Genomic DNA, 25,412 nt, shown 5'->3' on the forward strand with positions numbered 1-25,412 from the left:
CCGGCGCGAAAGCGTCGGGCAATTTTATTTCCTGGCTAGGTGAGGGCACACCTTTCGCCAAAATTCTGTTACCATTGCGTGAAAATGGCCCGACCGGTCAGCGGAATCCGCCGCTCGGACGTTGCCATCGTATTTATTAGCCGCCCCAACCAACCAAGCTTCATGTCTGCCACCCTCATCCGGATTTTTAGCCTGCTACTTACCTGCGCCTCCGTCGCCCAAATAAATGCCCAGCCCGACCGCTGGCAACAGCGTGTCGCTTACGAGATGGATATCGACGTCGACGCTGAAAACCACCAGTACACGGGTACGCAACGGCTGACCTATTTCAACAATTCCCCGGATACGCTGGACAAGGTGTTTTACCACCTGTACTTCAATGCTTTCCAGCCCGGTAGCCAGATGGATCTCCGCAACCTGAACCTGCCGGACGCCGACCGGCGGGTATCCGACCGCATCAGCAAGCTACACCCCGATGAAGAAGGGTACATCAAGGTCAACAGCCTTACCCGCGAGGGGAGCGACCTGAGCTACGAAACGGTAGGTACCATCCTGGAGGTTGCCCTGGCCGAACCGATCTACCCCGGTGACAGCGCCGTTTTTAATATGGAATGGGACGCTCAGGTGCCACTGCAGATCCGCCGCAGCGGCCGCGACAACGCCGAAGGGATCGATCTAAGCATGGCGCAGTGGTATCCCAAACTGGCCGAGTACGACTATCAGGGATGGCACGCCAACCCGTACATCGGCCGGGAATTTTACGGGGTGTGGGGCGACTACGATGTGACCATTGACATCGACGAAGACTACATGGTGGCCGGTACCGGTTACCTGCAGGGCGAGCCCGAGGCAAGTGAGAACGGCAAGCAGCGCTACCACTTCGTCGCGCCGACGGTACACGATTTTGTGTGGGCGGCCGACCCCGACTACGAGCACATCGCATACGACCGCGGTAACGGAACCACGCTGAACTTTTACTTCCAACCCGGAGAAAAAATCTCGGAGAACTGGGAGAATCTGCCCCGCATCATGGACGAGGCATTCAAGTATATCGAAGCGCACTACGGGCCTTACCCGTACGAGCAGTATAGCTTCATCCAGGGAGGCGACGGTGGCATGGAGTATCCCATGGCTACGCTAATCACCGGCGAGCGGTCGATGAACGGCCTGGTCGGGGTTAGCGTCCACGAACTCATGCACACCTGGTACCAGATGCTGATGGGCACTAATGAGTCACTTTACGCCTGGATGGACGAGGGCTTCACCAGTTGGGCGAGCAGCGAAGTCACGAACCACCTGCGCGAACAGGGTCTCATCGAGGGAGATGCCAGCGATAATCCACACGCCCGCACTTACTCCAGCCTGCGTGGTTTCCGGACCACCGGCATGCAGGAGCCGCTGAGCGTACACGCCGATCACTTTGCGACCAACTCCGCGTACGGTGTGGCGAGCTACACCAACGGATCGGTTTTCCTGGAACAGCTTCGCTACATCGTCGGAGAGGAAGCCTTCGACTGCACCCTGCACCGCTACTACAACGACTGGCGATTCAAGCACCCGAACCCGAATGACTTTATCCGGATCGCGGAGAAGTGCTCCGGACTGGAGCTGGACTGGTACCGGGAGTACTGGGTAAACGGGACCGACTATGCCGACTACGCCGTCACGGACGTAGAAGACCTGGACGAGAGCGGTACCACCCGCATCGACCTGGAACGGGTAGGCCGCATGCCCATGCCGCTGGAGCTGACGGTAACGCTAAAGGACGGTACGGAGAACTACTACTACATCGCTCCCGAGATCCTGCGGGGAGAAAAGCCGCAGCCGGAGTATGCCACGAATTGGAACGTATTGCCGGACTGGGGATGGACCAATCCGAACTACAGCTTTACCATCGACACCAACAAGCAGGATATTGAGTCCGTCGTTCTAAACGCCCGGGAGCGGATGTTTGAGGATGACGTCGAAAACAACCGTTGGGAAGATTAATCGCAATAAAGTGCCTCTTTTGTTACGTTGAGGCCACGGAAGTTACGTCTAGGTGTATCGTAGACGTAACCATAATCCCGACACCCCTAATTACCCATGAAATTACTCGTTTTAACCAAAAAGTTTCCCTTCCCCCTAAAGGATGGTGAAAGCCTGGCCATTCACGGACTGACGAAAAGCCTTTCCGAACTTGGCTGCGAGGTCAGTCTGCTGGCCATGAATACGAGTAAGCACTTCTACGGTGAGAAGGAGCTTCCCGCCGATATGGCCCACTACCGGGAAGTACGCACGGTGTCGATCAATAACGACTTCAGCCCGATTGACGCGGTGTCTAATCTGCTCAGGGGTACGTCGTATCACATTAGCCGCTTTCACCAGGAGAGCTACCACGAGGCTTTATCCCGCTGGTTGTTGGAGGAGTCCTTCGACATCGTGCAATTGGAAACGCTCTACCTGGCTCCCTACGTCAATACCATCCGTCGCCAGTCAAAAGCCCAGATCGTCATGCGCTCCCACAACGTAGAGCACGAGATCTGGGAGCGGTGCTGCGAGAACATTTCCTTCGCCCCCAAGCGCTGGTATCTTCGCCATATCACCAAGCAACTGCGGGACTTCGAGCGCAGCCAGCTCAACCAATACGATCTCCACCTGCCCATTACGCAGCGGGATAAAAAGAACTTTGAGCGCCTCGGAGGCCGCGGCTGGATGCAGGTGCTGCCCATTGGCCTGGAAACACGGTGTGGGGCACCTACCTACGAGAGCTACCGCAAGTCGCCCAACCTGCACTTTATCGGCTCGCTGGATTGGCTGCCCAATTTGGAAGGCTTGAATTGGTTCCTCCATGACGTGTGGCCGGAGATTCACCGCCGCTGTCCGGATGTAGAATTCCACATTGCCGGTCGGAATATGCCACACAGCATCCAGCAATTGCGGATGAAGAACGTAGTAATTCACGGGGAGGTGGAAAGCAGTTGTGACTTCGTTTCCTCGCAGAGCATCAGCATCGTCCCCTTGCTGAGTGGCGGCGGTATGCGGGCCAAAATTCTGGAAGCCATGTCGCTGGGGCGGGTGGTGATCACCACCACGGTCGGTTTGGAAGGAATCAAGGCACGGAATCGTCGGGACCTCTTCATCGCCGACACGCCCGAGCAGTTCGTCGCCGTCGTGGAAGACTGCGTACGTCGGGGCCGGAAGCTGGAGGCCATCGGGCGTAGTGCGTACTCCGCCTTCCGCCGTCGTTACGACCGTCGCGTTTTGGCTCAGCGTCTGCTGGAGACTTACGAAAAGATGTTGGAAGTCGACTACGTCGAGCAGGATTAGCCGGCGACTGTCCGGTGTATTGATATATTGTGGCAAGACCATCGATCATGCCACAGTACATTCTGGCCCTGGACCAGGGCACCACCTCCTCCCGTGCTATTCTGTTCAATCACGCGGGCGAAATCGTTGGAACGGCTCAGAAAGAGTTTACCCAATACTATCCCCAACCCGCCTGGGTGGAGCACGACGCCAATGAGATCTGGAATGCCCAGGCCACCGTCGTACGCGACTTGCTCGAACAAACGAGTATCACCGCAAAGGATATTGCCGGGATCGGCATCACCAATCAACGAGAAACCACGCTAATCTGGGATCGGCAAACCGGTCAGCCCATTCACCATGCCATCGTCTGGCAAGACCGACGTACGGCTGGCATTTGCGATATGCTGACGAAACGGGGCCTGGAGGACCACGTCCGTCAAACCACGGGGTTGGTGATCGATGCCTATTTCAGCGGCACCAAAATCAAATGGTTACTGGATAACGTACCCGGAGCCAGGGAGCGTGCCGAAGCCGGCGAGCTCTGCTTCGGTACCATGGATAGTTGGTTGGTGTATAAGCTGACCGATGGAAAGCAGCACGTCACCGATGTTACCAACGCAGGCCGGACCATGCTCTTCGATATACGTCGCCGGCAGTGGGACGATCGCTTGTTGAAGGAACTCGATGTACCCCGGGCGCTATTACCCGAAGTTAAATCCAGCAGCGAAGTGTACGGTCAGACAAAGCTGTTCGGGGGAAATATTCCCATTGCCGGGATGGCCGGGGATCAGCACGCTGCCCTCTTCGGGCAGGCATGCTACGAGCCGGGGCAGGCCAAAAATACCTACGGTACCGGCTGTTTCATGCTGATGAATACCGGTGAGGAGGCCGTACCGAGCAAGCACGGACTGGTCACCACGATCGCTTGGGAGGTCGACGGAAAGACCGAATACGCATTGGAGGGAAGTGTATTCATCGCCGGGGCGGCTATACAATGGCTTCGGGACGGGCTTAAACTGATCGATGAGGCTCCCGACAGCGAATACTATGCCCAAAAGGTAAAGGACACGGATGGAGTGTATGTCGTTCCCGCCTTCGCCGGTCTGGGCGCGCCTTACTGGGATATGTACGCCCGGGGGGCCATCTTCGGTCTCACCCGGGGCACCTCGAAGGGGCACATCGTGCGCGCGACCCTGCAAAGCCTGGCGTACCAAACGAAGGATGTTCTGGAGGCGATGCAAAAGGACGCGGGGCGGGAACTGACGACCTTACGGGTTGACGGCGGAGCGAGCGCCAACAATTTTTTAATGCAGTTCCAGGCGGACATCCTTGGCGCAAATGTCGAACGACCGAAGATCGTGGAGACCACTGCTTTGGGTGCCGCTATGCTGGCCGGCCTGGCCGTTGGGTTCTGGAAACGCAACGATCTGGAGGCAACCTGGCAGCGGGATAAAGCCTTCGAGCCTGCAATGGAAGCGTCCGTGCGCCAGCGCCGCTACGCCGGTTGGCAAAAGGCAGTGAAACGTACCATGGATTGGGAGGAGCGCGACCCGGAAGAAGGCAGCTAGCTTTCGGGGTGAATGGCTTCCAGCAGCTCATCGAGCTGCCAGGCCTGCTCGATAGAGTAGGGGCCTACCTCGGTGCGCCGTAGAGCGGACAGGTAACCTCCGCTATCGACGGCCTGTCCGAGATCGTGTGCCAGCGAACGGATGTACGTTCCTTTGCTGCAGCGAATGTAGAAATCGACGGTGTCTCCGGTAAAGTTCGTTAGCGAAAATTCGTGGACGGTGACCGGTCGGGCCTTGACTTCGATCTGTTCCCCGCGCCGCGCTCTTTTGTAAAGCGGCTGGCCGTCCACCTTGATGGCCGAATACACCGGCGGTACCTGCTCAATTGCGCCGGTAAGCTCGGCCGCGGCTGCCTGCAGCACTTCCATATTCAGGTGACCGGTTGGATACCGGCCATCGATTTCCGTTTCCGCATCGAAGGAAGGCGTGGTTGCTCCCAGTTGGATCGTTCCGGAGTAGGACTTGCCCAGCCCTTCCAGTTCACCCAGGCGCTTGGTCCATTTTCCGACGCAGATGTTGAGCAAACCGGTTGCCATGGGGTCGAGAGTGCCCGCGTGTCCGACCTTGTGTTTCTTGACGCCCAGCTTCTTGCGGATCCGGTAGCGGATCTTGTTGACGACGTCAAAACTGGTCCATCCCTGTGGTTTGTCTACGAGGAACAGGGCACCCTCAACGAGTGAGAAAGGCGGAACATCAGCGGGGGGGAGCATAAGCGAAGGAATGGGAATCAGACCACTAACTTAATAAACAGCACGAGAGCGGCTACCGTAAAGCAGTAGTAGGCGAAGTATTTAAGTTCGGCTTTTTTGACCAGTTTGATCATCCACAGGCAGGCGGCAATACCAGTCAGGAAGGCGGCGCTGAAGCCGATGATCAGTTCCACGGCTGAGGTGGTGGCGGTAAATTCTCCGTCCAGCATATCCTTAGCCATCTTACCCAAGATTAGCGGAACGACCATCAAAAAAGAAAAACGGGCGGACCGTTCCCGGTCGATGCCCAGCAGTACACTGGTGGAAATCGTTGCACCGGACCGACTAATACCCGGTAGAATAGCGATCGCCTGAGCTACGCCGATCAGGAAGGCACTGGTCCAGTTAACGGCTTTGTCCGTTTGTTTGGCCCGGTCGGCCAGGAAAAGCAAAAGGCCGGTAACGATTAACATCAGGGCGACCAGGACGATCTGGCGGTCGAAGAGCGCGGTGAGGATGTCATCGTACAGCACCCCGATGATGGCGGCCGGAATCATGCTCAGAATAATCAGCAGCGAAAACTTAGTGCCGCCGTTCCACTCGAATCGAAACAGGTCCTGCAGGATCTCGGCAATATCACGACGGAAGACGACGATGGTGGCAAGGGCCGTCGCGGCGTGAAGCGTCACGGTCATGAGCATGCTCTCGGCGGCCAGGCTGTCGTCCTGGAACAACCACTTCGTCAATTCTAAGTGCCCGCTACTACTCACGGGGAGAAACTCCGTTAGCCCCTGTACGATTCCCAGGACGAGGGCTCTAAACCATTCTATCACAGCTTACTTTTTGAAGATCGCGTAGGTGACCACACACAGGCCGGAAAGAATGATGATGGGCGCTAGCGTGATCTTGCGCCAACTGTAGATCACGGTCTCGTCGAATACGGTTGGGTCCTCGCCCCTCCCGCCGGTCATCAGCAAAAAACCCAGGACGATCAGCAAAAACCCACCGCCGAGCCAGATGTAAGTCTGCTTGCCAAAGATCAGCGGGTGAGCGATCGCCTCCGAACTGCGGGTGCGGACCGCGGGGCGGGCGGACGTTTTCGGCTTCGCCACCACGCGTACGGGCTCCTCCTCCTGAACGGTTGGGGACGGTTTACGTGATTTTTGCTTTTTCCGCTTACTCATATTCGGACAAGATTCTTTCGGCCAGCGCGAAGGTACTACATTGGGACTTGCTTGACCCAAAGCAGCACCGTAATCGACACCAATGTGCTTATCATTACCAACTATGCCACGTTCGCTTCTATTGCTCTTCCTGTTAATTCTTGTCCTTCCCGTTAGCAATTCCCTCTTCGGGCAAATGACCGACGCGGAAGACCGCGGCGACGATTTCGGGGAAGGCCCCTTCGACCAGCTGATCATCCGCGGAGTCACGCTGATCAATGGCAACCTGGCTCCCCCGATCGGTCCGGTGGATATCGTTATCGAGGGAAACCGTATCGTCAGCGTCGAAACCGTCGGCTTTCCCGGGGTGCCTATCAAGCCCGACAGCCGGCCCGAGCTTCGCGACGATGGCCGGGAGATCGACGCCGAAGGCATGTACGCGCTCCCGGGCTTCATCGATATGCACGGACATACCGGCGGTCGGGCCCAGGGGACCACCCCCGACTACGTATACAAGCTCTGGTTGGGCCATGGCATTACCACTATCCGGGAACCGGGTTCCTTCAACGGCCTGGACTGGACCTTGCGCCACAAGGAGCGTTCGGCCAACAATGAAATTACCGCACCGCGCATCGTCGCGTACACCGGCTTCGGCATGGGAAGGGAGGAACCCTTTACTACCACGGACGAAGTGCGGGCCTGGGTGCGTGAGAACAAAGAGAAGGGAAGCGACGGCATCAAATTCTTCGGTGCGCGTCCCGATCTGATGCAAGCTGCCCTGGAAGAGAACAAGCAACTTGGCCTACGCAGCGCCATGCACCACGCCCAAATGAACGTCGGAGAGTGGAACGTGCTGCATTCCGCCAGCGCCGGACTGACCACCATGGAGCACTGGTACGGACTGCCCGAAGCGCTCTTCGCCGACCGCCGGGTACAGGACTACCCGGTCGATTACAATTATCAGAACGAGCAGCACCGCTTCGGCGAGGCGGGCAACCTCTGGCAGCAGGCCGCCGCTCCCTACAGCGATCACTGGAATGCCGTCATGGATAGCCTGCTCGCGCTGGACTTTACCATTAATCCGACCTTTAATATCTACGACGCCAATCGGGATATCATGCGGGCACGCAACGCCGACTGGCACGAAGAATATACGCTGCCCAGTCTGATGCGTTTCTACGCACCGAGTCGGGTAAGCCACGGAAGCTACTGGCACCATTGGGGTACGGAGCAGGAAGTGAACTGGAAGGAAAACTACCGGCTCTGGATGACCTTTATCAACGAATACAAAAACCGGGGCGGGCGGGTCACCGCCGGTTCGGACAGTGGCTACATCTATCAGCTTTACGGTTTTGGATATATCCGGGAACTCGAACTGTTGCGGGAGGCAGGATTCCACCCGCTAGAAGTCATCCAGTCCGCCACCCTCCACGGCGCCGAAGCGCTCGGGATGGCGGACCGCCTCGGTACGATTGAAGCCGGCAAACTGGCGGACATCGTTCTGGTCGCCGACAATCCCCTCGCTGATTTCAAAGTACTCTACGGGACGGGGGCAACCCGCCTGACCGAAGACAACGAAGTCACCACCACCGAAGGCATCCGGTACACGATCAAGGACGGCATCGTCTACGACGCTGTTGCGCTTCGCGAAGCAGTCAAGCAAATGGTCCGCGAAGCGAAGTCGGAATAGTCCTACTTCGCCGTAAGCGCGTCATCGATAGTTGCGGCGATTTCCTGTAGGTGGTACTTCACGATCCCGTCACGGTAGCGGCCGGAAGCTCGCTCACTCAGCCGGCGAATCGCGCTCAACTCGGCCCGGGCCAATGCCCCGATATCAGAGGGATTCTCGGTGTTGTCCTCCATCAGCTGACGTAGCCGATCGACCTGCGCACGCTGGAGATTGCGGCGGTATACGTTGATCTCCCGGCCGGCTAAAGCTTCCTGCCATACGCCCCGCCGTAACTGCTCGAGCATGTCGGTCGCGGTATAGGCGGCATCTCCGTTCATCGTTTCATTTTCGATCATGCGTTCGAGCCGATCCTCGCGCAGCAAATTGTCCAGTTGCCGCTGCTGAAGGCTCGCCATCCGGTCGACGATACCCTCCGCGCCGATGTTGGCGACGATGCGGCGGGGCATCAACCATTCCGGTGACCCGAACACTTCCTCGTTCAGAAACGCCATGGCCCGTTCCTGCTCCTTTCGGTCCAGGTGCGTGTAGGTGTCTCCCTTCTCGTCGGTGGTACGCAGCTGTTCATACACTCCGCCGATGTTGGCGGTGACGTGCGCGGCATAGCGCGACCAGACTCCAAGGAATTCACCGTATAGTTCCCGCAGGTCACTGTAGTCCTGTCCGGGCTGGGTAGTCCAGTCGGCCAGGTTCTCCGCAACGATTCGGAGGTTCTTCATTCCATACGTCGAGGCTTTTACGGGATCGTCGCCAACGGCTTCGGTCTGCGAACTCGGATCGGAGGAACTGCGACCGCCAAACAGGTACATGGGATCCCCGCTCTTTTCGGCTATCCAGGCGTTGAGCGTTTCTTTTTCCGCTTCGGGGGAGTCGATATCCGGCAGGTAGCGATATCCCCAGTTGATTGCGTAAACATCGTACGGTCCGAGCATTCTTACCCAGCGCACGCCCTCGTCGCCCGGTTGAGCCACGTAATTGTAGCGCGTATAATCCATGATCGTGGACGCCAGGCCCCACTCGTTCGTGAAGGAAGCCGACCGCAGGCTATCCGTAGGGTAGGCGTAGCTGGCTTTCATGTTGTGGGGCAAACCGAGCGCATGACCGACCTCGTGCGAAATGACGCGACGCATCATCTCCCCGATCTCTTCGTCGGGTGTGTCCAGACTCCGTGCGGTTGGATTGGCGGCACCTGTTTCCAGCATGTAGCGGTTCCGGTAGCTGCGAAGGTGATTATGGTACCATATAATGTCGCTCTCGATAATCTGACCGGAGCGAGGATCGACGGCGCTCGGTCCGATGGCATTCCTCGTGGTGGATGCTACGTAACGGACGACCGAGTAACGCGCATCCTCCGGGCTCCAGTCGGGATCCTCCGACGGATCTGGTGCGTCGCGTGCGACGATCGCGTTTTTAAATCCGGCGGCCTCGAAGGCAACCTGCCAGTCCTCGATACCCTGGCGGAAGTAGGGGCGGAATTTCTCCGGCGTGGCCGGGTCCAGGTAGTAGACGATCGGTTCTTCGGGTTCGACCAGTTCTCCGCGCTCATATGCTTCCATGTCGCTCGGAACGAGCTTCCATCGCTTGATGTATTCTTTTTCGTCCGCCTTGAGGGCTTCGGATCCGTAATCCACCTGCGACACCGTAAACCAGCCTACCCGCTCATCGTGAAGCCGCGGCTGCATGGGTTCCTCCGGTAGCAGATACAGCGACTGGCTCATCTGCATGCTGATGGTGCCGGTCCGGGAATTGGATGGGGGGTTGCCGGCCACGAACGTCATATCGTGCCGGACCTCGATATTACCCGGATAGCTTGCCATCCTGCTGATGAAGCTGCGGCTTTTGTCCAGGCTACGAACTTCGTACGATTTGCGCAGCCGGCGGTCGAGTCCCGTGATCGCCTGTACATCGGTGGTGAAAAGGTCATTAACCTCGATGACGGCCGCGGTAGAGTCAGGATTAAAGGCCTTGACGTCAAAGGCCATGATGATCGGCGCGTAGTTGTTGTTCTGCACCGAAAGGTTGATTGGAAGGTTCGGATCCGCTACGGCATCATACGCCACCGAGGTCAGGTAGATTCCGTCATTGATCCGGTTCCAGCGGACGAGCTGCTCGTTGGTTTTTGAGCCGGCATTCAGGTAGCCTCCGCCTAATTCGGCGGGTATCTTGGCGATGCGGGTGACCATGAGCATGTCCTTACCCAGGGTAGTGAAGGGGATCTCGAAGTAGTAATCGTCGCCAACGCGGTGGACGGAAAACATGCCTTCGTCTGAAACGGCCTCGTCCGTGACTACTTCGTCGTAGTCCTTGAATTTACTGTCTTTCTTCTTCTCGGTGTCGGCCGTAGCCGTGGAATCGATGGCCGCGGTGTTTTCGTTCGCGGTGGGCGGCGTCTGCGGAGGCTTCACCGTTTTACAGGCCAGGAATAGTAAAAGGCAAAGGGGCAGTAAACGCATGGTTAGGGGTTAATCTTCGTAATCAAAATCTTCAGTAAGGTCTCCGACCATTACTGTAAAGGTTCCTTCTTCGGTCACCCATTCATTCTCGAGGCCGATAAAGGCAATGTCGTCGGCCGTTAAGGTAAAGGTTACGTCCCGGTATTCGCCGGGCTCGAGGTAAAGTTTCAGGAAATCCCGCAGGCGCCGGGCGCTTGGGGTGATTGATGCGACCTGATCTTGGGTGTAGAGCAACACGGAGTGCTTTCCGGCCCGTTCGCCTTGATTAGTTACCCGCAGACTCACGGTCAGGGTGTCGTTGGGGTTAAGTACCCGGCTGCTGAGCTCGAGATCGCTATACACGAAGTCGGTGAAGGACAGGCCATAACCAAATTCAAAGAGCGGATTGAAGTTGCCATTGAGTGCTTCGGTCGCCTTGTGGTCATACGTCAACAGTGCGTTTGGATAGCGCGGATAGGTCAGCGGAAGCCGACCGCTCGGATTCACCCGGCCGGACAAAATACCTGCAACGGCATCTCCACCGCGGGGTCCGGGATACCCGGCAAACAAAACGGCTTTGGATAAGCGAGACAGCTGGTTCATCAGTCGCGGCCTACCGGCGGCCATGATCAGCACGATGGGCTTACCCGTTTCGTGAAGGGCGTTAAAGAGGTCGCGTTGTGCCTTCGGTAGCACCAGCGTATTAATGTTGCCGGGATCTTCGGTATAGCTAAGTTCGCCGATGCAAAGGACGATAACATCCACGTTCTCCACCGCCGCAACGGCAGCATCCACGTCGCTAAGGGTATCGAAACTTGCTCCGGCCGCATAGTCCACCCGCCCGGGGAACTCTTTCTCCAGCGCCTCCCGAATGGTGTTGTAATCCGACAAATACTCATCGGATTCGGTGCCCTGCCAGCCGTAGGTCCAGCCACCGTTTAGGCTGCGCATATTATCCGCCGTCGGGCCGACAACCAGCAGCCGTTGCTCTGCCTTGATCGGCAAGGGCAGCCCGTCGTTTTTCAGCAGCACGATGGACTCTTCCGCAGATTGCAGCGCTTTGCGGGCATACTGTTCGCTGCCAAATTCCGGAAAAGCGGCCGGATCCCATACCTGTTGGTCGTAAAGGCCTAGCGCTACCTTGACGGCCAGGATTCGGGCCACGGAGGTATCGATGCGCCCCATGGAGATTTCCCCTTCCTGGACCAGTTCCAGCACGATTTCGGGAAAATCGGTCGTCACGGCGGTCATGCTCATATCCAGTCCCGCATCAATAGACATCTTGACCGCTTCTTTGAGGTCTTTAGCCACCTTATGCCGTTCGTAGAGATAGCGCACGTCCTGCCAGTCAGAAACCAGGAGTCCCTCGAATCCAAGCTCGCCGCGCAGTACGTCCGTCAGCAGATGCTTGTTGACATGGGTGGGAATGCCATTAACCTCCCCCGAGTTGATCATGACGGTTAGGGCGCCACTCTCGATTGCGGTGGCGTACTGAGGCAGATAATACTCGCGCAGTTGGCGCTCCGGCAGGTATGCCGGTGTCCGGTCGCGGCCGCTGGCCGGTGAGCCGTAGCCGGTGAAGTGCTTCAGGCACGCTACTACGTGGTTTTGATCACTGACGTCGTCACCCTGATATCCCTGCATCATCGCCAGGCCAAAGCGCTGATTCACGTATACGTCCTCTCCGAAGCTCTCCCAAGTGCGCGGCCAGGCCGGCTGCCGGCCCACGTCCATGGCGGGACTAAAGTTCCAGGGGATACTGGCAGCCTTCATCTCGTAGGCGGTAATGCCTGCCAGCTCGCTGGCCAGATCCGTGTTGAACGTGGCGGCCACGTTCAACGGTTGAGCATACAGGGTAGCCCCGGACACGTAGTTCACCCCGTGTATCGCGTCCTGGCCGTAAAGCAGGGGTACGCCGGTCGTCTCCATTGCCCTGGCCTGTAAGCGCCCGATATAATCGTGATACTCCTCGGGCGTGGGAAAGCTGCGGCTTGGATGGTTCAGGATCGAACCGATCTCCAATTCGCCGATAATGCGGTCTATTTTGCTGCTGTCCAGCACCGGCGGGACAGTCAGTACATAGGTGGGTCCTTCAAACACCAGGTCCACCGCTACCTGAGTCATCTGACCGGCCTTTTGCTTAAGCGTCAGGCGCCGGAGTTCAGACTGTACAAAGGCGTTCTCCTCTTCGGAAAGAAAGGAAAAGCCGAGCGTTCCCTCGGATGAAGAATTTTGCGCCGTAGCGCAGGATAAAATGAAGATCGTAAAAAGGAGCGCTGTCAGGTACCGCATATGAGCCATCGTTAGCCGCTAAGCTAACACTTGCTGGCCTATCTCTCCAGCAAACCGTCGGCAAGCAAGCGGTCATTCGCCAATCGCGGCACCTTGTTTTGCCCACCAAGCTTACCCTGCCGCTTCATATACCTGCGGAAAGAACCGGGTGGAAGGGTGGTGAGAATCAGCGGGCGAAGAATTTTACCCTCGATCAGGTCGCGGTAGTATAAGTTCTCCTTTACCATGGCCTGGTCCAACGCAGCTGCGAAGGCCTCCGGGTCAGCCGGCGCTTGGCCAAATTCTACCAGCCACTCGTGATAGGGTAGACCCGCCGTCGGATTCACCTGCGGGGCGACGGTAAACTCCGTCACCTCCGCTCCGTAGCGGCCGGACACCTCCCGCAGCGCGGTTTCCACCTCCTTGCCAATCACGTGCTCGCCGAAAGCGGAAATGAAGTGCTTAATGCGGCCCGTGACCCGGATGCGGTGTGGAGCCAGACTGACGAATTCAACCGTGTCGCCGATGTTGTACGCCCATAAGCCGGCGGTAGAGCTAAGCAGGATAGCGTAATTTACACCTGTTTGTACCTCAGCTAGCGACAGCCGTTCGGGCGCCTCATCAAAAATCTGATCGGCGGGCACGAACTCAAAGAAGATACCGCTACCGGTATTCAGCAGGAGACCGGCTTCGGTCTGGCTGTCCTGAAACGCGATAAATCCTTCGCTGGCCGGATAGGTTTCCACGCTCGGGATGCGCTGACCGACGAGTCGTTCCAGGCTTTCGCGGTACGGCTCGAAGTTGACGCCACCATAGACGAACATTTCCAGATTAGGGAACAGCTCTTTGATGGTATCCTTGCCGCTTCGGGAGAGTAGTCGCTCGTAGTACATCTGCACCCAGGGGGGTATACCGCTGATCATTCGCATGTCGGCGTGGATGGTTTCGTCGACGATGGCTTCCAATTTGGTTTCCCAGTCCTCTATGCAGTTAGTCGCGTAGCTGGGTAATTGATTGGTCCGCAGCCAGGCCGGAACCTCATGGTTTACAATGCCGGATAAGCGGCCGGTGGGGATCCCGTTCGTGGAACCCATTTCGGGGCTTCCACTGAGAAAAATCATCTTGCCGTCCAACCAACGGGCGTGACCGGTTTCCGCTACGTAATTGAATATGGCGTTGCGGGCCGAGCCAAAGTGGTTGGGTAGGCTGTCCTTAGTGAGCGGGATGTACTTGACCCCACTGGTCGTACCGCTGGTTTTTGCCAGGTATCTCGGTGTGCCGGGCCAACTGACGTCCTTTTCTCCCGCGGTGATTCGATCGGCATATGGCCGGAAGTCCTCGTAATCTCCCACTGGCACCAATCGCTTGAAGTCCGCGTAAGTCTCCATACTCTCGAAATGGTGTTCTCTTCCGTAGCTCGTGTTACGGGCGGTCCGGACAAGGTCTTTCCGGATCTCTTCCTGGATTTCCACGGCCAGGGCGGCGCGGTAGCGTATCCGGCGTCGGAGGTATTGAGCAAAGGGACGAAGTAGCGTTGATTTACGCAATGACTAGGGTATTCTGAGTTCGTAACTGTTTCCACGGCTTACGGTTAGCGTGCCGGTCACCAGCCAGGGATTATATAATTTGAGCATACGGTAGGTGGTTGCCTGCTCCCGGGCGAAATCACCGAGATTGGCAATCGAGCTATCGACGACGACCGTACGGTAGTCATCGAGGAGGGGGTAGCTTTCTTCATCCGGAACGCGGTAGCCAAAGTCTTCCGGCCGCTCCATGATGGCTTTGAGGGCCACGATACGGAAGAGGTACTGCATGGTCTCCTGGTTGATATCCAGGTCGTAAAGTTCTTCGGCCCGCTGGCGGTCCAGCCATTTCTTCAGGTTCGGTCCTCCCATATTGTAGGCGGCGGCTACCTTATTCCAGTCACCGAAATCCTCGTAGTAATCCTTGAGGTAAGCGGCGGCGGCACGGGTAGCTTTCTCCAAATGGAAGCGTTCGTCTACCTCATCGTTTATCTCCAGCCCGTATGCCCGCCCGGTCGGTGCCATGAATTGCCATACGCCCTTCGCGCCGGCGGGGCTGACCGCCTCCGTCAGCGTGCTTTCGGCTGCGGCGAGATATTTCAGGTCATCCGGGACGCCCTCTTCCGCCAGTATCCGCTCAATAATGGGAAAATAGCGGCCTTTACGTTTAAGTAGTAGTAAGGTGTTACGGTGAAAGTAGGCGTTGCGCATCAGCTCCAGGTCGAGCCTTTCCCGTACATCGAAGTTGTCCATGGGTAGTTCCTTACCCGCAAAAGAAAATGGCCCGGTCAGATCGATCGGGTGGACCATCTGAGGTAAGCCGTCGTCTGTATTAGCCGTACGGGACGAATGCAGGTCCGGCTTCGTGTCGTTTCCGGTACTGGAAAGTACCAGCCAGCCCAGTAAAAAAACGAGCCCAAATCCTATTCCTCCGAGTAATGCTTTCATAAAATGTATAAATTGTGCCGTGATCTTTAGCTACCGGCAGGCGCCAAAGCTAATTTTTGTGCAACTTGCGGACGGTAACATAACGAGTTGAACACCGCGCAGGCTTTTTTTTCAAAAAAGTTTTTGCCTGTTTTTCCCGCCACCTTTTGGGTTGGGCGGGACTACGAAATTCAAATTTTCCCACGCCCGTGTCGGCAAAAAGAGATAGACAAGACGTGCTGCTTGAGCTCCTTCGCAAGAAGGACGAGGCCGGTATGCGGTATCTCTTTGAATACTACGGTGGGGCACTAAACAACATAATCGGTCAAATAGTCACCGATAACGGAACCGCCCAGGAGGTACTGCACGACGTGCTGCTACGGATCTGGAACAACATCGATCAATACGAGGAAAGCAAAAGCAGATTATTTACGTGGATGGCTCGCATCGCCCGAAACGCATCCATCGATAAGGTGCGATCGAAGGCCTACCGTAAATCAGGGAAAACCGATGAATTGGATGTCGTCGTAGTTAACCGCAACAACCTTAGTGAAACCATGTCCGTGGATCATCTCGGACTCACTAAGGTGCTGGATAACCTTGATACCAATCACCGGTCAATAATTGACCTACTCTACTTCAAGGATTTTACACAGGCAGAAGCTGCGGAGGCTCTTGACCTGCCCCTGGGCACGGTGAAGACCCGGTCCCGCCGTGCGCTGCAGAAACTGCGTGAAATCCTACGGCACGAGCTGGTCATTTTATTGGTCTCTATGCTGCAAACTTTTCACCATTAATCCGAAGCACAAGAAAGTGGACCTCACTGCATACATAAACTCCGGCGTTCTGGAACTCTACGTTCTGGATCGTTTATCGCCCGACGAGCGTCGGCGGGTGGAGGCGTATGCAGCCGACCATCCGGAAGTACGGGCGGAGATCGAACAGATCGAATATGACCTGGAGCAATATGCCATTCTCCAAGGACAGTCCACGCCACCGCCTCCCGCCGTATTGTCCAATCTCCTTAATGAGATTCAGCCGCCTCCTGCTAGTGCATCCCCGGCCGTCAGCAACGCTCCTACGCCTCCCGCCGAGCGGAGTACCTCTCCCGTAGTTTGGGGCTTGCTCATCGCACTGGCACTGGCCCTTGCCGGATTGCTGTACTACTTCTTTCAGCACCAGCAACGGGCAGATGAATTAGATCAATTAAATTCCCGCTTCTCTACGCTTCAGGAGGACTGCGAGCAGATTGCAACCAACTATCAGGCCGACCAGGAACAGCTTGCCCTGCTCACGAACATTGACACCCGTGGAGTAGTGCTGGCAGGCACGCCCAACGCGCCGGATAGCCGCGCCCTCGTCTTTTATAATGCCACCCAGGGAACCGTCCTGTTTACGGCCGCGAATCTGCCGGCGCCCCCTGCCGGCAGGCAGTATCAGCTCTGGGCGATTAACGAGAACGGCCCACAGGATTTGGGCGTTCTTGATCGGGACCTTACCAGGGAAGATTTGTTGAATGTACCCTTCGTGCCCAATACCCAGGCTTTTGCGATTACGCTGGAAGTGGAAGGCGGTCAGCCGGCCCCGAATCTGGACCAACTCCAGGTTATTGGAGAGGTCGGTGCCCAGGGGTAAAATAAAACTGCCCCGAGCGATATAATATCGTCGGGACAGTCCACACACTATGAGAACACCCATTAAATCTTTGCGAGCGGCGCGCGGCCCTTTGTCTTTTTATAGAAGACAATCCAGGTGTAAAAAAGTATGTGGGATTAGCTTTCCAGGTAGGTTAAAGTAGTCTTAAGTAAACTGACTTTCAGCTAGTTAGGTTCTCGTTGTAGCAAATTACTGACACTTGGCCGACGAATATATTTCGTAACTTGCAGCCATGATTACGGAGGAGAGCGTCAGGGAGGTAATCGATACCGCACGGGTGGAAGATGTGGTCGGCGATTTCGTGAACTTGCGGCGTCGGGGAAACAATTATTCCGGTCTTTGTCCCTTCCACAATGAGAAGACTCCATCTTTCAATGTCAACCCCGCGCGAAACATATACAAGTGCTTCGGCTGTGGGGTAGGAGGGGATCCGGTCAAGTTCCTAATGGAGCTGGAGCAGCTGTCCTTTCCCGATGCAATCCGCTGGATCGCGCGGAAGTACAATATCAAGCTCGAAGAGAAAGAGGTAAGCCAGGAAGTCCGTGAGGAGCTTCAGGAGAAGGAAAGCCTCATCATCACCAATGATTTTGCCCGGTCTTTCTACGCAGACCAGCTCTTTAACACCGAAGAGGGTAAAAGCGTCGGATTGAGCTATTTTCGCAGCCGTGGTTTCCGCAAAGAGGTTTTGGAAACGTTTGATCTGGGATTTGCTCCGGACGATCGGGATAAGCTACGGAAGGCAGCCATTGCCGCCGGGCATAAGGAAGAGCAACTGGAAAAGCTTGGCCTGGTCCGAAACGGCCGGGACTTCTTTCGTGACCGGGTTATGTTCACCATCCATAACCTTGGCGGTAAACCGATTGCCTTTGCCGGGCGCATTCTCAAGAAAGATGCCAAAGCCCCCAAGTACGTCAACAGCCCGGAATCGGAGATATACCATAAGTCAGACGTGCTATACGGCATGTACCAGGCTAGGCAGGCGGTACGGAAGGAGGACCGTATGTACATGGTCGAAGGTTACACCGATGTCATCAGTCTTCACCAGAATGGCATTAGAAACGTCGTAGCCACTTCAGGTACCAGTCTGACCGATGGCCAGGCTGCTCTCGTAAAGCGGTTTACCGATAATGTCACCTTACTGTATGACGGGGATAAAGCCGGTGTCAAGGCCGCGTTACGGGGTGTCGATGTACTACTTACCAGCGATCTCAATGTTCGTGTAGTTTTGCTACCTGACGGGCATGACCCCGATAGCTACCTGCAGGCGGTTGGCGCGACCGCCTTTTCCGACTATCTGATAAGCGCGAGTAAGGATTTCCTGTATTTCAAGGCCGACCTTCTATTAGAGGAAGCCGGCGATGACGTATCCCGGCGTACGAAAGCCATCAGGGATATAGGGGCCACGCTGGCCCTGGTAGAAGATCCGCTGAAGCGCGCGGGTTACCTTCAACAATTTAGCGGACGACTAGGTATCGAAGAGTCGTTGCTGGTCAACCTTGTTAACACCGCCATCGCGGACAGGCGAACACAAAGCCGGAAGACCAGGGAAAGGGAAGAGCGGAAGGCACAACGGGACCGGAAGAAAACCAGTGGCCCATCAGCCCCCCCCGCGCCAAATGAGGATGATGCCTGGGAAGGCCTGGTCGAACCCGGGTGGGTGAGTGGAACTGCCGACGATAACCCGGATCCGGGGAACCTTCCAGAGACCGATGCCCCACTCGCCAAACAAACTCCTGCCCCGATTCTGGGGCACGGGTTCCAGGAAAAATACTTGTTGCACCTGCTCGTCCGGGACGGTCATAAACTGTACGACGACTCCTCTAGTACCAGTATCGCGACTTACCTCACGACCAACGTGGCGGATCTTCTTGGTGATTTCGATAGTGATGCGTACCGGGAGTTGCTTCAGACGGTTATAGCTTACCTGAAGAACCACCAGTCGGCGCCAGCTCCGGACTGGTACTCCAACCACGAAGATATCCGCTGGAAGGAGTTGTCCGTTGACGCGGTGGCGACACCCTATACCTACAGTCCGAACTGGCGCGAAAAGTATGGGTTGCATCTAAGTCAGAAGATGCCGGAGGAAAATCACCGACTCACGGCGGAAATCTTTCTTCGCATATTTCGCATGGAAAAGATCGAGCGGAAATGCCGCCAGAATGCAGCGCTTGTCGCCCGCTATGAAAAAGAAGGCAACTTTAGCAAACTAAAGACGCACTTAAAGGTACAAATGAAACTGGATGAAATGCGGCTTGACCTGGCCCGAGCTCTTGGCACGGTCGTATTAAGCCGGTAGCCCCACATACGATTTGACTTCACAAGCACTGAACGACCTCCCCGATCCGACCACGATACCCACGGCCGGATTTCTGCCACGCCTTGGCGCCGCCCTCATTGATTTGGTGGTGCTTTTCCCGTTGTCCTACGGTGTCTACTACTTTATGGTATGGCAACCCAGCCTGGTGGGACTCATCGCCATGTGGATCATTAATTTTCTGTACAAGCCGGTGTTGGAAGCCCGGTTAGGCTTTACCGTTGGTAAATGGCTCTTGCGCTTGCGCGTCGTTGACCGGGGGACCAATCTGCGCATCGATTTCAATCAGAGTTTGATTCGATTTCTTCCCTGGGCAATTTCGGCATTCACGACCCTTTTCGTTTACATCCGGCTCGCGCAGTCGGCGGGGATACAGGATGTGACGGATATCTACGACTACAATAAGTATATGAGTGAATTCCCGCTGAGTCAGAACTTTCTGGTAAGCCTGGGGAACAGCTTCCCGATTTTCTCCGCCGTATGGTTAATAACAGATCCATGGCACCGGGCACTGCACGATCGGTGGGCGCAGACTTTTGTTGTCCGAGATGTGATCAGGGAGTAGCAGGCTTACCGCTGCGTCAGGTTAAGCCCTTGTCGAACGGAAGTATAACCGGCGAAGACCCCGAGCCCGCTCAAGACATTGTTATAGATGATAACCGGGTCTTTCAGGCCGCTGTTAGGTAACTCGTCTGGCCTGGCAATACTACGGTGGTAGAAATAGTACTCCGGACTTACGGTACGTAGTTCTGCGATTACCTCCCCGAGTAGTTCGGAATGCGGATCCAACCGGCTTTGCAGATGGACGTCAATGATGTCCGAGTTTTGCTTGTCCTTCAGCAGAATACTAATGACTTCGCTGTTTGACGTCTCGTAAACCGGCGTGCTTACCGATTTCAGGTAGGGTTGCTCGCGGATGGTGTCGCCCTGTCGGTTCAGTTTGAACGGAACGACCATCTGACTCATGCGTAGGTCGTAATAGTTGGTCTCATCTACCGGATCGGCGTAGTCAACCAGCAGATGATAGTCATAGATAGCAGTTCCATCCACTTCGGTCATGCTCAACCGCTTAACCGCAAGGGTTTTGATCTTGACGGGTTCGGGGATTGATGACACGGCCGAGACGGGGTCGTATCCCGGTGCAGCTACGTGGATGGTATACTGACGGCCCACCTGCGGTTTGAAAGAGGTCGTCCGGTACGTACCCCCCTGGTTGCCTTTGGACTCAGGAAAGTAGGTCAGTTCTTCAGCCAGTTCCATGCCTTCGAAGAGGGAGACCCGCGCATCGGTGATGGGCGCGGGTGCAACACTGCCCCGTGAGCGGGTGGCCGTAACCTGAAGGACGACAGGCTGATCGGGAATGAAACTCGAACTCAGGACCAGGCGACTACGGGTAACATCAAACTGTATTTCAACCGCCTCTTCGCAGCTGACGAGCAATACCGATCCTAATAGAAAGGCGGAAAGCGTGCGGATGACAAGGGCGGTCGGTAAAGGCATGGTAGGTAAATTTACCGCATTGTCCGCTATCTTCCAAATATGTTTATCCTCCCGAGCTGAAGGTCAGGTGGTAACTGAGCGTCGGAAGAAGGGGGGCGATAAATATTTTATAGAATTGATCGCGACCGACGGGAGCCCCGGTTTCAGCCGGCGTGTATTCCGGTCTGACTTCGTAATAAATCGGGTTACGGCGGTTGTAGACATTATACAAGCCAACATCGATAGCGTGTGTAAAGCGGCTATTTTGGGAGCTAAGAACGCTGTGAAGGTTGACATCCAGCCGATGGTTCACCGGCATACGGAAGCCATTTCGTTCCTCCGTGAGTACGGAGTTTGGCGGTCCGTAATCTATGGGTGTCGCAAGCAGAATTTCACTCATGCTGTAGGCCAAACCCGATTCAAACCGCCAGCTACCCGTTAGCGTGGTCCGCTCGCCCAATTGATAAATTAACAGCAAATTAACGGAGTGGCGTCGATCGTAGCGGAATGGAAATGGCCTGCCCTGGTTAATCAGCGGGTCAAACGTGCGCTCGCTGCGAGCCAGGGTATAGCTAAGCCATCCCCGTAAATTACCCCGGTTACGTTGTAGGCTGATCTCAAGACCGTACGCCTTTCCGGATCCCCGACTTAGTTGGTTTCTCCACTGTTCCGAAGTCTGTTGTCCCTCCGAATAGGCAATCAATCCCTTCATCGCCTTGTAGTATGCCGCGGTCGTAAACAGCCAACTAGGAGCCGGTGTAAAACTCAGCTTTCCACTCACCTGGGGTGATGTAGCTGGTGCAATGTCAGTGCTGGAGGGAACCCAGAGGTCCGATGGAATCCCGATTACGAAGCTGCTAAGGAGGTGTATCGGCTGGACGGTTCGGTCGTAGCTCAGCTGCCAATCAATGTTTGCGGTAAGGGGACCTGATAGCATAATCCGAGGACTGAAAGAAGTGTATGTCTTTCCCCGGTCGGTCCAAATATTCCCCCGCAGTCCCAGACGGTAGTAGACATTCCCGCGTCGACCTTCCCAGGAGCCGTATGCGGCAACCTGGATCGGGGTGAAAACTTCATTCGCTTCTTCACCCGCATAATTGGACAGCGCCACGGTATCGTTGAAAAGGGATGGAGCAAACTTATGATCATTCAATTCGGCTCCAAATCGCAAAGAGGTTGCGTTTCCCATGCTGTGCTGACCGTCAAAAGCCAGGCCCAACGAACGAATGCTGGATTGATAGTCACCGCTAAACATCCAACCTTCGTAGTCTTGACTCGTCAAAATTTTGGTGCTATCCGACCGCTCGAATGAGGAGGCTGTTTGCAGATCGCTATACGACAGTCGGAAATTGCCGAAGGTGCGCTCGCTGAATACGTGATTGTAGCGCAGGGCTGCCACCGTGTTTCCCCAATGAACACTCTCGCGACGTGCGCTGGGGAACTGGTAACTGATTAGCGTGCCCGCCTCGTTCATCTGGTGGATCGTATCGCCTTGCCAGCTGTTATTGCTGTAGTCATCCAGTCCGGAATAAAGGCTCAGATAAATGCGACCCCGTTTGCCGGCGCGCTGATTCAATTTAAAATTGATGTCGTAGACATCGTAGTCCAGGGATCCTTTGCGGCCCCGATTTTTCTTGTATTGCTCGCTATAGCGACGGATGAGGTTGCTCGCCCAAAAGTACCTGCCCGTCAGTAAAAAGGAGCTTTCGCCTACTCGTATGGGGCCTTCCGCGGCTACCTGTGCAGATAGTAGGCTGCTACCTACGGTAAGCTCATTCTCGTAAAGATTACCATCTCGGGTATGAACGTCCAATACACCGCCGACACGACCGCCGAAACGTGCCGGCAACGCGTCCTTGTAAAGATCGATCCGACGGATGGCCTGATTGCTGAAAATACTGAACAGTCCGCCCGCGTGACTGAGTCCGTAAACCGGCACCCCATCCAGGAGAATGAGATTCTGGCCGGCCTCGCTGCCTCGAATTAACATACCTCCGATACCCTCCGCACCGCTGGTCACGCCGGGCAGCAGCCGAGCAAGCTGCAACGGATCGTCTTCCCCTAGCGGGCCACCCAATTGCGAAACTTCGGTCCGCCCAATGCGTGTCCCCGTTTCAAAATATCTAGCCTCTCCCTCACCGCTTTCCATGGCGGTCACTATAATTTGGGGAAGCTCATTGTTAGGGATCAGTTGTAAATTGATCTGTGTATCTGCCCGTAGCACGATTTCCGTTTCCAGCGGTAGATAGCCGATGTAGGTAGCACGTAGACGATGCCGTCCACCATGCTCAGTCAGCGTGTAGAAACCATACTCATTGGAGTTGGTGCCGCTATTCACATCGGTCAGTTGGACAGTGGCGCTAATGAGGCGCTCTCCGGTCACCGCATCGCTGACCATTCCAAAGAGGCTGAAAGACTGATCGTAAAGGCTGGCGTTGGGAACGATCAGTAGACCCGCCGCCCCGTTCTCATAAATCAATTCCGTATCACGCAGGAATAAGTCAAGCCAGCCTACGGTAGGCCGGCGATCAGTGTCAATCTCAAACGAAATTTCAGGTAGCTGATCCGGACGGTAACTGATTCGCGCCCCACCTTCGGTCAGCGCAGATAGGGCTTCCTCCAAAGTATATTCCCCTGAGGGTAAATAAATTGGCGTGCTATTCTGGCCGCTGAGGGGCAAGTACACAACAAACCCGATAAATAGCAGGAAAATCCAACGGGTCCACCTCATACATGGGGTGAATTATTGGTTACACTGACCGCTAAGCTGAAAGTGTTTGTCGTCATCGCCGGTGGAACGGACGGATAAGCCCCCTAGTTTAGCAATGTCCCGGAGTACATCCGCCACGTTCTCGCTTTGGAAGCTTCCACTTACGGAGTAGTCACAGGATTTGTTGTCCTTCCACTGACAGACAATTCCCCAGTTGTCGGAGAAGTAGGTGAGAACTTCCGAAATCGGGGTATGGTCAAACTTAAGTAAGCCGGTGCGCCAGGCGTGGTGATTAAGGTTGGGTGCTTTTTCGTGTATCACCTCCTCGCCGGAAGCAATAGTGACGTATTCCATAGCTTGGACCGGAACGGATTTTCCCGCCGTGTTGACCAAGACCGATCCTTCACTTACTTCCACCTCCATGAGTCCGGAATCCGTGCGTAGGTTGAATGCGGTACCGGTAACGCGAACTTCATTCCCGCCGTTGCTAACTAGGAAAGGACGCGTAGCATCGTGACTCACTTTAAAGTACCCCTGGCCGGTAAGGTCGAGCGCGCGGTCGTGCTGATTAAAGCTTTCCGGGTGGTAGCTGAGGCTGCTTCCACGCTGGAGGGTTACCTGGCTGCCATCGGGGAGCGTGTACTCAGCCAGTGGCTGATCTTGATTAGAGAGGACGACGGTCTGCTCACCTCCGAATACGAACAGACCGGCAACGAGAAGTACGACGGCTGCGGCGGCTGCACCGATATAGCGATAGACCCCGGTGCGGCGAGTTTCCAGTTGGCGTACCGGAGTTATACGAGCGTGAAGCTGACGCAGACCGGCCTCTACATCGGGAGCGTAATCTTCCCGATAAACGGTAACCATACGGTCTATTTCATGTTGGTCTAACTTCATTGGGACGTTGCGTGAGTGTTAGCTTCGTCAGTATGACCCCAAAGGTAGTCTCCACCCCCTAAGGGAAAAGGGCTTAATCGTGGATTTTCGTCCGTCGGCTGACGCCTGGTGACCAATTCAACCATGTAAAAGGTATATCAAAGTGAGGAAACCTGCCAAATAGTGTCGTAAAAATTTATAGGCGCGTGTCATCTGGTTTTCGACGGTCTTGACCGATATGCCCAATCCTTCGGCAATCTCCCGGTTACTCATCTCTTCGAGTTTGCTCATCACGAAAACCAACCGGCACCGTTCGGGAAGTCGATCGATAGCGTCGTTGATGCGCTGCTGCAATTCCTCATTCTCCAAGGCGGCTCCGGGTTGAAGCGATTGGTCGGCTGCCGTTTCGGGTAATTCGCCGTCGCCTACCGGAATCCTTTTCTGATCGCGTAGATAATTCAGACTTCGGTTGCGCACCGCCGTGCGTAGATAGGGACCTACGGAGGTAGTATCGGCGGGCAGACTTTTCCGCTTCGTCCACATGAGTGCAAAAAAGTCCTGTACGATATCCTCTGCCGCTGCGGAGTCCTGAACGAGTCGAATGGACGTCCGGCAGAGCGACGCGTAGTACCGTCGAAACAGCTCGTCCAGTGCCGTTGATTCTCCGCCCCGCAGGGCATCAAATAGCTCGGTGTCGGTGAAGGAAGGGGAGACGGACATAGGCGGAAGGTGTAAGGTAGTACATCTACGGAAAAACCACCCGTGTGGGTACAGGAGGGTCAAAAGTGGCGACCGAAGGTTTGCCCGGGCTTCAAATAAGCCTTCC

General features: G+C 55.7%; 19 protein-coding genes. 8 read left to right on the forward strand and 11 right to left on the reverse strand.

Going from position 1 to position 25,412, the window contains the following annotated elements:
* Positions 1-162: 162 nt before the first annotated feature.
* The 3 genes from DRW39_RS02790 to glpK all read left to right on the forward strand — a co-directional run bounded on the left by DRW39_RS02790 (position 163) and on the right by glpK (position 4,859).
* Positions 163-1,989: a M1 family metallopeptidase gene (locus tag DRW39_RS02790; protein WP_116105818.1), complete on the forward strand. Its 1,827-nt coding sequence runs from the start codon at positions 163-165 to the stop codon at positions 1,987-1,989.
* A gap of 96 nt (positions 1,990-2,085) precedes the next feature.
* Positions 2,086-3,309, forward strand: coding sequence for a glycosyltransferase family 4 protein (locus tag DRW39_RS02795; protein WP_116105452.1), 1,224 nt, complete (start codon positions 2,086-2,088; stop codon positions 3,307-3,309).
* A gap of 47 nt (positions 3,310-3,356) precedes the next feature.
* Positions 3,357-4,859 (forward strand): glycerol kinase GlpK, encoded by a 1,503-nt coding sequence (gene glpK, locus DRW39_RS02800; RefSeq protein ID WP_232830046.1) that lies wholly within the window; start codon positions 3,357-3,359, stop codon positions 4,857-4,859.
* On the opposite strand, the gene truB is transcribed toward glpK, so the two are convergent.
* The 3 genes from truB to DRW39_RS02815 are packed head-to-tail and all read right to left on the reverse strand — an operon-like array spanning position 4,856 to position 6,732.
* Positions 4,856-5,569, reverse strand: coding sequence for a tRNA pseudouridine(55) synthase TruB (gene truB / locus DRW39_RS02805; protein ID WP_116105453.1), 714 nt, complete (start codon positions 5,567-5,569; stop codon positions 4,856-4,858). The two genes, glpK and truB, sit on opposite strands and share 4 nt — an antisense overlap.
* Before the next feature lie 17 nt (positions 5,570-5,586).
* On the reverse strand, positions 5,587-6,378 hold the full coding sequence (locus tag DRW39_RS02810; protein ID WP_116105820.1) for an undecaprenyl-diphosphate phosphatase: 792 nt from the start codon (positions 6,376-6,378) through the stop codon (positions 5,587-5,589).
* Positions 6,379-6,384: 6 nt separating this feature from the next.
* Complete coding sequence (locus DRW39_RS02815) at positions 6,385-6,732, reverse strand: DUF3098 domain-containing protein (RefSeq protein ID WP_116105454.1); 348 nt, start codon at positions 6,730-6,732, stop codon at positions 6,385-6,387.
* A 103-nt stretch (positions 6,733-6,835) separates the two neighbouring features.
* On the opposite strand from DRW39_RS02815, the gene DRW39_RS02820 reads away from it, so the two are divergent.
* The gene (locus tag DRW39_RS02820; protein WP_198664768.1) at positions 6,836-8,401 is read left to right on the forward strand and encodes an amidohydrolase family protein; all 1,566 of its coding nucleotides are present in this window, start codon (positions 6,836-6,838) and stop codon (positions 8,399-8,401) included.
* Positions 8,402-8,403: 2 nt separating this feature from the next.
* On the opposite strand, the gene DRW39_RS02825 is transcribed toward DRW39_RS02820, so the two are convergent.
* The 4 genes from DRW39_RS02825 to DRW39_RS02840 are packed head-to-tail and all read right to left on the reverse strand — an operon-like array spanning position 8,404 to position 15,572.
* Positions 8,404-10,851, reverse strand: a complete 2,448-nt coding sequence (locus DRW39_RS02825; RefSeq protein WP_116105456.1) for a zinc-dependent metalloprotease — start codon at positions 10,849-10,851, stop codon at positions 8,404-8,406.
* A gap of 9 nt (positions 10,852-10,860) precedes the next feature.
* Positions 10,861-13,122 carry a glycoside hydrolase family 3 N-terminal domain-containing protein gene (locus DRW39_RS02830; protein WP_198664769.1) on the reverse strand — a complete coding sequence of 754 codons (2,262 nt, stop codon included), beginning with the start codon at positions 13,120-13,122 and terminating at the stop codon, positions 10,861-10,863.
* Between the two features lie 38 nt (positions 13,123-13,160).
* Positions 13,161-14,648 carry a GH3 auxin-responsive promoter family protein gene (locus DRW39_RS02835; RefSeq protein WP_116105458.1) on the reverse strand — a complete coding sequence of 496 codons (1,488 nt, stop codon included), beginning with the start codon at positions 14,646-14,648 and terminating at the stop codon, positions 13,161-13,163.
* Between the two features lie 3 nt (positions 14,649-14,651).
* Positions 14,652-15,572 (reverse strand): lytic transglycosylase domain-containing protein, encoded by a 921-nt coding sequence (locus tag DRW39_RS02840; protein ID WP_116105459.1) that lies wholly within the window; start codon positions 15,570-15,572, stop codon positions 14,652-14,654.
* Positions 15,573-15,787: 215 nt separating this feature from the next.
* Between DRW39_RS02840 and DRW39_RS02845 the strand changes: the two genes are divergently transcribed.
* The 4 genes from DRW39_RS02845 to DRW39_RS02860 all read left to right on the forward strand — a co-directional run bounded on the left by DRW39_RS02845 (position 15,788) and on the right by DRW39_RS02860 (position 20,086).
* Positions 15,788-16,348 (forward strand): RNA polymerase sigma factor, encoded by a 561-nt coding sequence (locus DRW39_RS02845; RefSeq protein WP_116105460.1) that lies wholly within the window; start codon positions 15,788-15,790, stop codon positions 16,346-16,348.
* A 16-nt stretch (positions 16,349-16,364) separates the two neighbouring features.
* On the forward strand, positions 16,365-17,186 hold the full coding sequence (locus DRW39_RS02850) for an anti-sigma factor domain-containing protein (RefSeq protein ID WP_157975894.1): 822 nt from the start codon (positions 16,365-16,367) through the stop codon (positions 17,184-17,186).
* Between the two features lie 253 nt (positions 17,187-17,439).
* On the forward strand, positions 17,440-19,503 hold the full coding sequence (gene dnaG, locus DRW39_RS02855; protein WP_116105462.1) for a DNA primase: 2,064 nt from the start codon (positions 17,440-17,442) through the stop codon (positions 19,501-19,503).
* Between the two features lie 13 nt (positions 19,504-19,516).
* On the forward strand, positions 19,517-20,086 hold the full coding sequence (locus DRW39_RS02860) for an RDD family protein (RefSeq protein WP_116105463.1): 570 nt from the start codon (positions 19,517-19,519) through the stop codon (positions 20,084-20,086).
* A gap of 5 nt (positions 20,087-20,091) precedes the next feature.
* On the opposite strand, the gene DRW39_RS02865 is transcribed toward DRW39_RS02860, so the two are convergent.
* From DRW39_RS02865 to DRW39_RS02880, 4 genes are all read right to left on the reverse strand, one after another.
* Positions 20,092-21,021, reverse strand: coding sequence for a DUF4249 domain-containing protein (locus DRW39_RS02865; protein ID WP_116105464.1), 930 nt, complete (start codon positions 21,019-21,021; stop codon positions 20,092-20,094).
* Between the two features lie 43 nt (positions 21,022-21,064).
* Positions 21,065-23,623 (reverse strand): carboxypeptidase-like regulatory domain-containing protein, encoded by a 2,559-nt coding sequence (locus tag DRW39_RS02870; protein WP_198664770.1) that lies wholly within the window; start codon positions 23,621-23,623, stop codon positions 21,065-21,067.
* A 120-nt stretch (positions 23,624-23,743) separates the two neighbouring features.
* A complete protein-coding gene (locus DRW39_RS02875) occupies positions 23,744-24,577 on the reverse strand; it encodes a FecR family protein (protein ID WP_157975895.1) in 834 nt (277 codons plus the stop codon).
* Between the two features lie 147 nt (positions 24,578-24,724).
* Positions 24,725-25,306: an RNA polymerase sigma-70 factor gene (locus tag DRW39_RS02880; protein ID WP_116105467.1), complete on the reverse strand. Its 582-nt coding sequence runs from the start codon at positions 25,304-25,306 to the stop codon at positions 24,725-24,727.
* Positions 25,307-25,412 lie beyond the last annotated feature (106 nt).

The organism is Lewinella sp. IMCC34191 (genome assembly GCF_003390935.1).
In the GTDB taxonomy this organism is placed as follows: domain Bacteria; phylum Bacteroidota; class Bacteroidia; order Chitinophagales; family Saprospiraceae; genus Neolewinella.

What these genes read in the sequence shown, in the direction of transcription:
- DRW39_RS02795 (WP_116105452.1), top strand. Translation starts at nt 2,086, where the DNA reads ATGAAATTACTCGTTTTAACCAAAAAGTTTCCCTTCCCCCTAAAGGAT.
- DRW39_RS02865 (WP_116105464.1), bottom strand. Translation starts at nt 21,021, where the DNA reads ATGCCTTTACCGACCGCCCTTGTCATCCGCACGCTTTCCGCCTTTCTA.
- DRW39_RS02790 (WP_116105818.1), top strand. Translation starts at nt 163, where the DNA reads ATGTCTGCCACCCTCATCCGGATTTTTAGCCTGCTACTTACCTGCGCC.
- truB (WP_116105453.1), bottom strand. Translation starts at nt 5,569, where the DNA reads ATGCTCCCCCCCGCTGATGTTCCGCCTTTCTCACTCGTTGAGGGTGCC.
- DRW39_RS02875 (WP_157975895.1), bottom strand. Translation starts at nt 24,577, where the DNA reads ATGGTTACCGTTTATCGGGAAGATTACGCTCCCGATGTAGAGGCCGGT.
- glpK (WP_232830046.1), top strand. Translation starts at nt 3,357, where the DNA reads ATGCCACAGTACATTCTGGCCCTGGACCAGGGCACCACCTCCTCCCGT.
- DRW39_RS02830 (WP_198664769.1), bottom strand. Translation starts at nt 13,122, where the DNA reads ATGCGGTACCTGACAGCGCTCCTTTTTACGATCTTCATTTTATCCTGC.
- dnaG (WP_116105462.1), top strand. Translation starts at nt 17,440, where the DNA reads ATGATTACGGAGGAGAGCGTCAGGGAGGTAATCGATACCGCACGGGTG.
- DRW39_RS02840 (WP_116105459.1), bottom strand. Translation starts at nt 15,572, where the DNA reads ATGAAAGCATTACTCGGAGGAATAGGATTTGGGCTCGTTTTTTTACTG.
- DRW39_RS02825 (WP_116105456.1), bottom strand. Translation starts at nt 10,851, where the DNA reads ATGCGTTTACTGCCCCTTTGCCTTTTACTATTCCTGGCCTGTAAAACG.
- DRW39_RS02815 (WP_116105454.1), bottom strand. Translation starts at nt 6,732, where the DNA reads ATGAGTAAGCGGAAAAAGCAAAAATCACGTAAACCGTCCCCAACCGTT.
- DRW39_RS02820 (WP_198664768.1), top strand. Translation starts at nt 6,836, where the DNA reads ATGCCACGTTCGCTTCTATTGCTCTTCCTGTTAATTCTTGTCCTTCCC.
- DRW39_RS02880 (WP_116105467.1), bottom strand. Translation starts at nt 25,306, where the DNA reads ATGTCCGTCTCCCCTTCCTTCACCGACACCGAGCTATTTGATGCCCTG.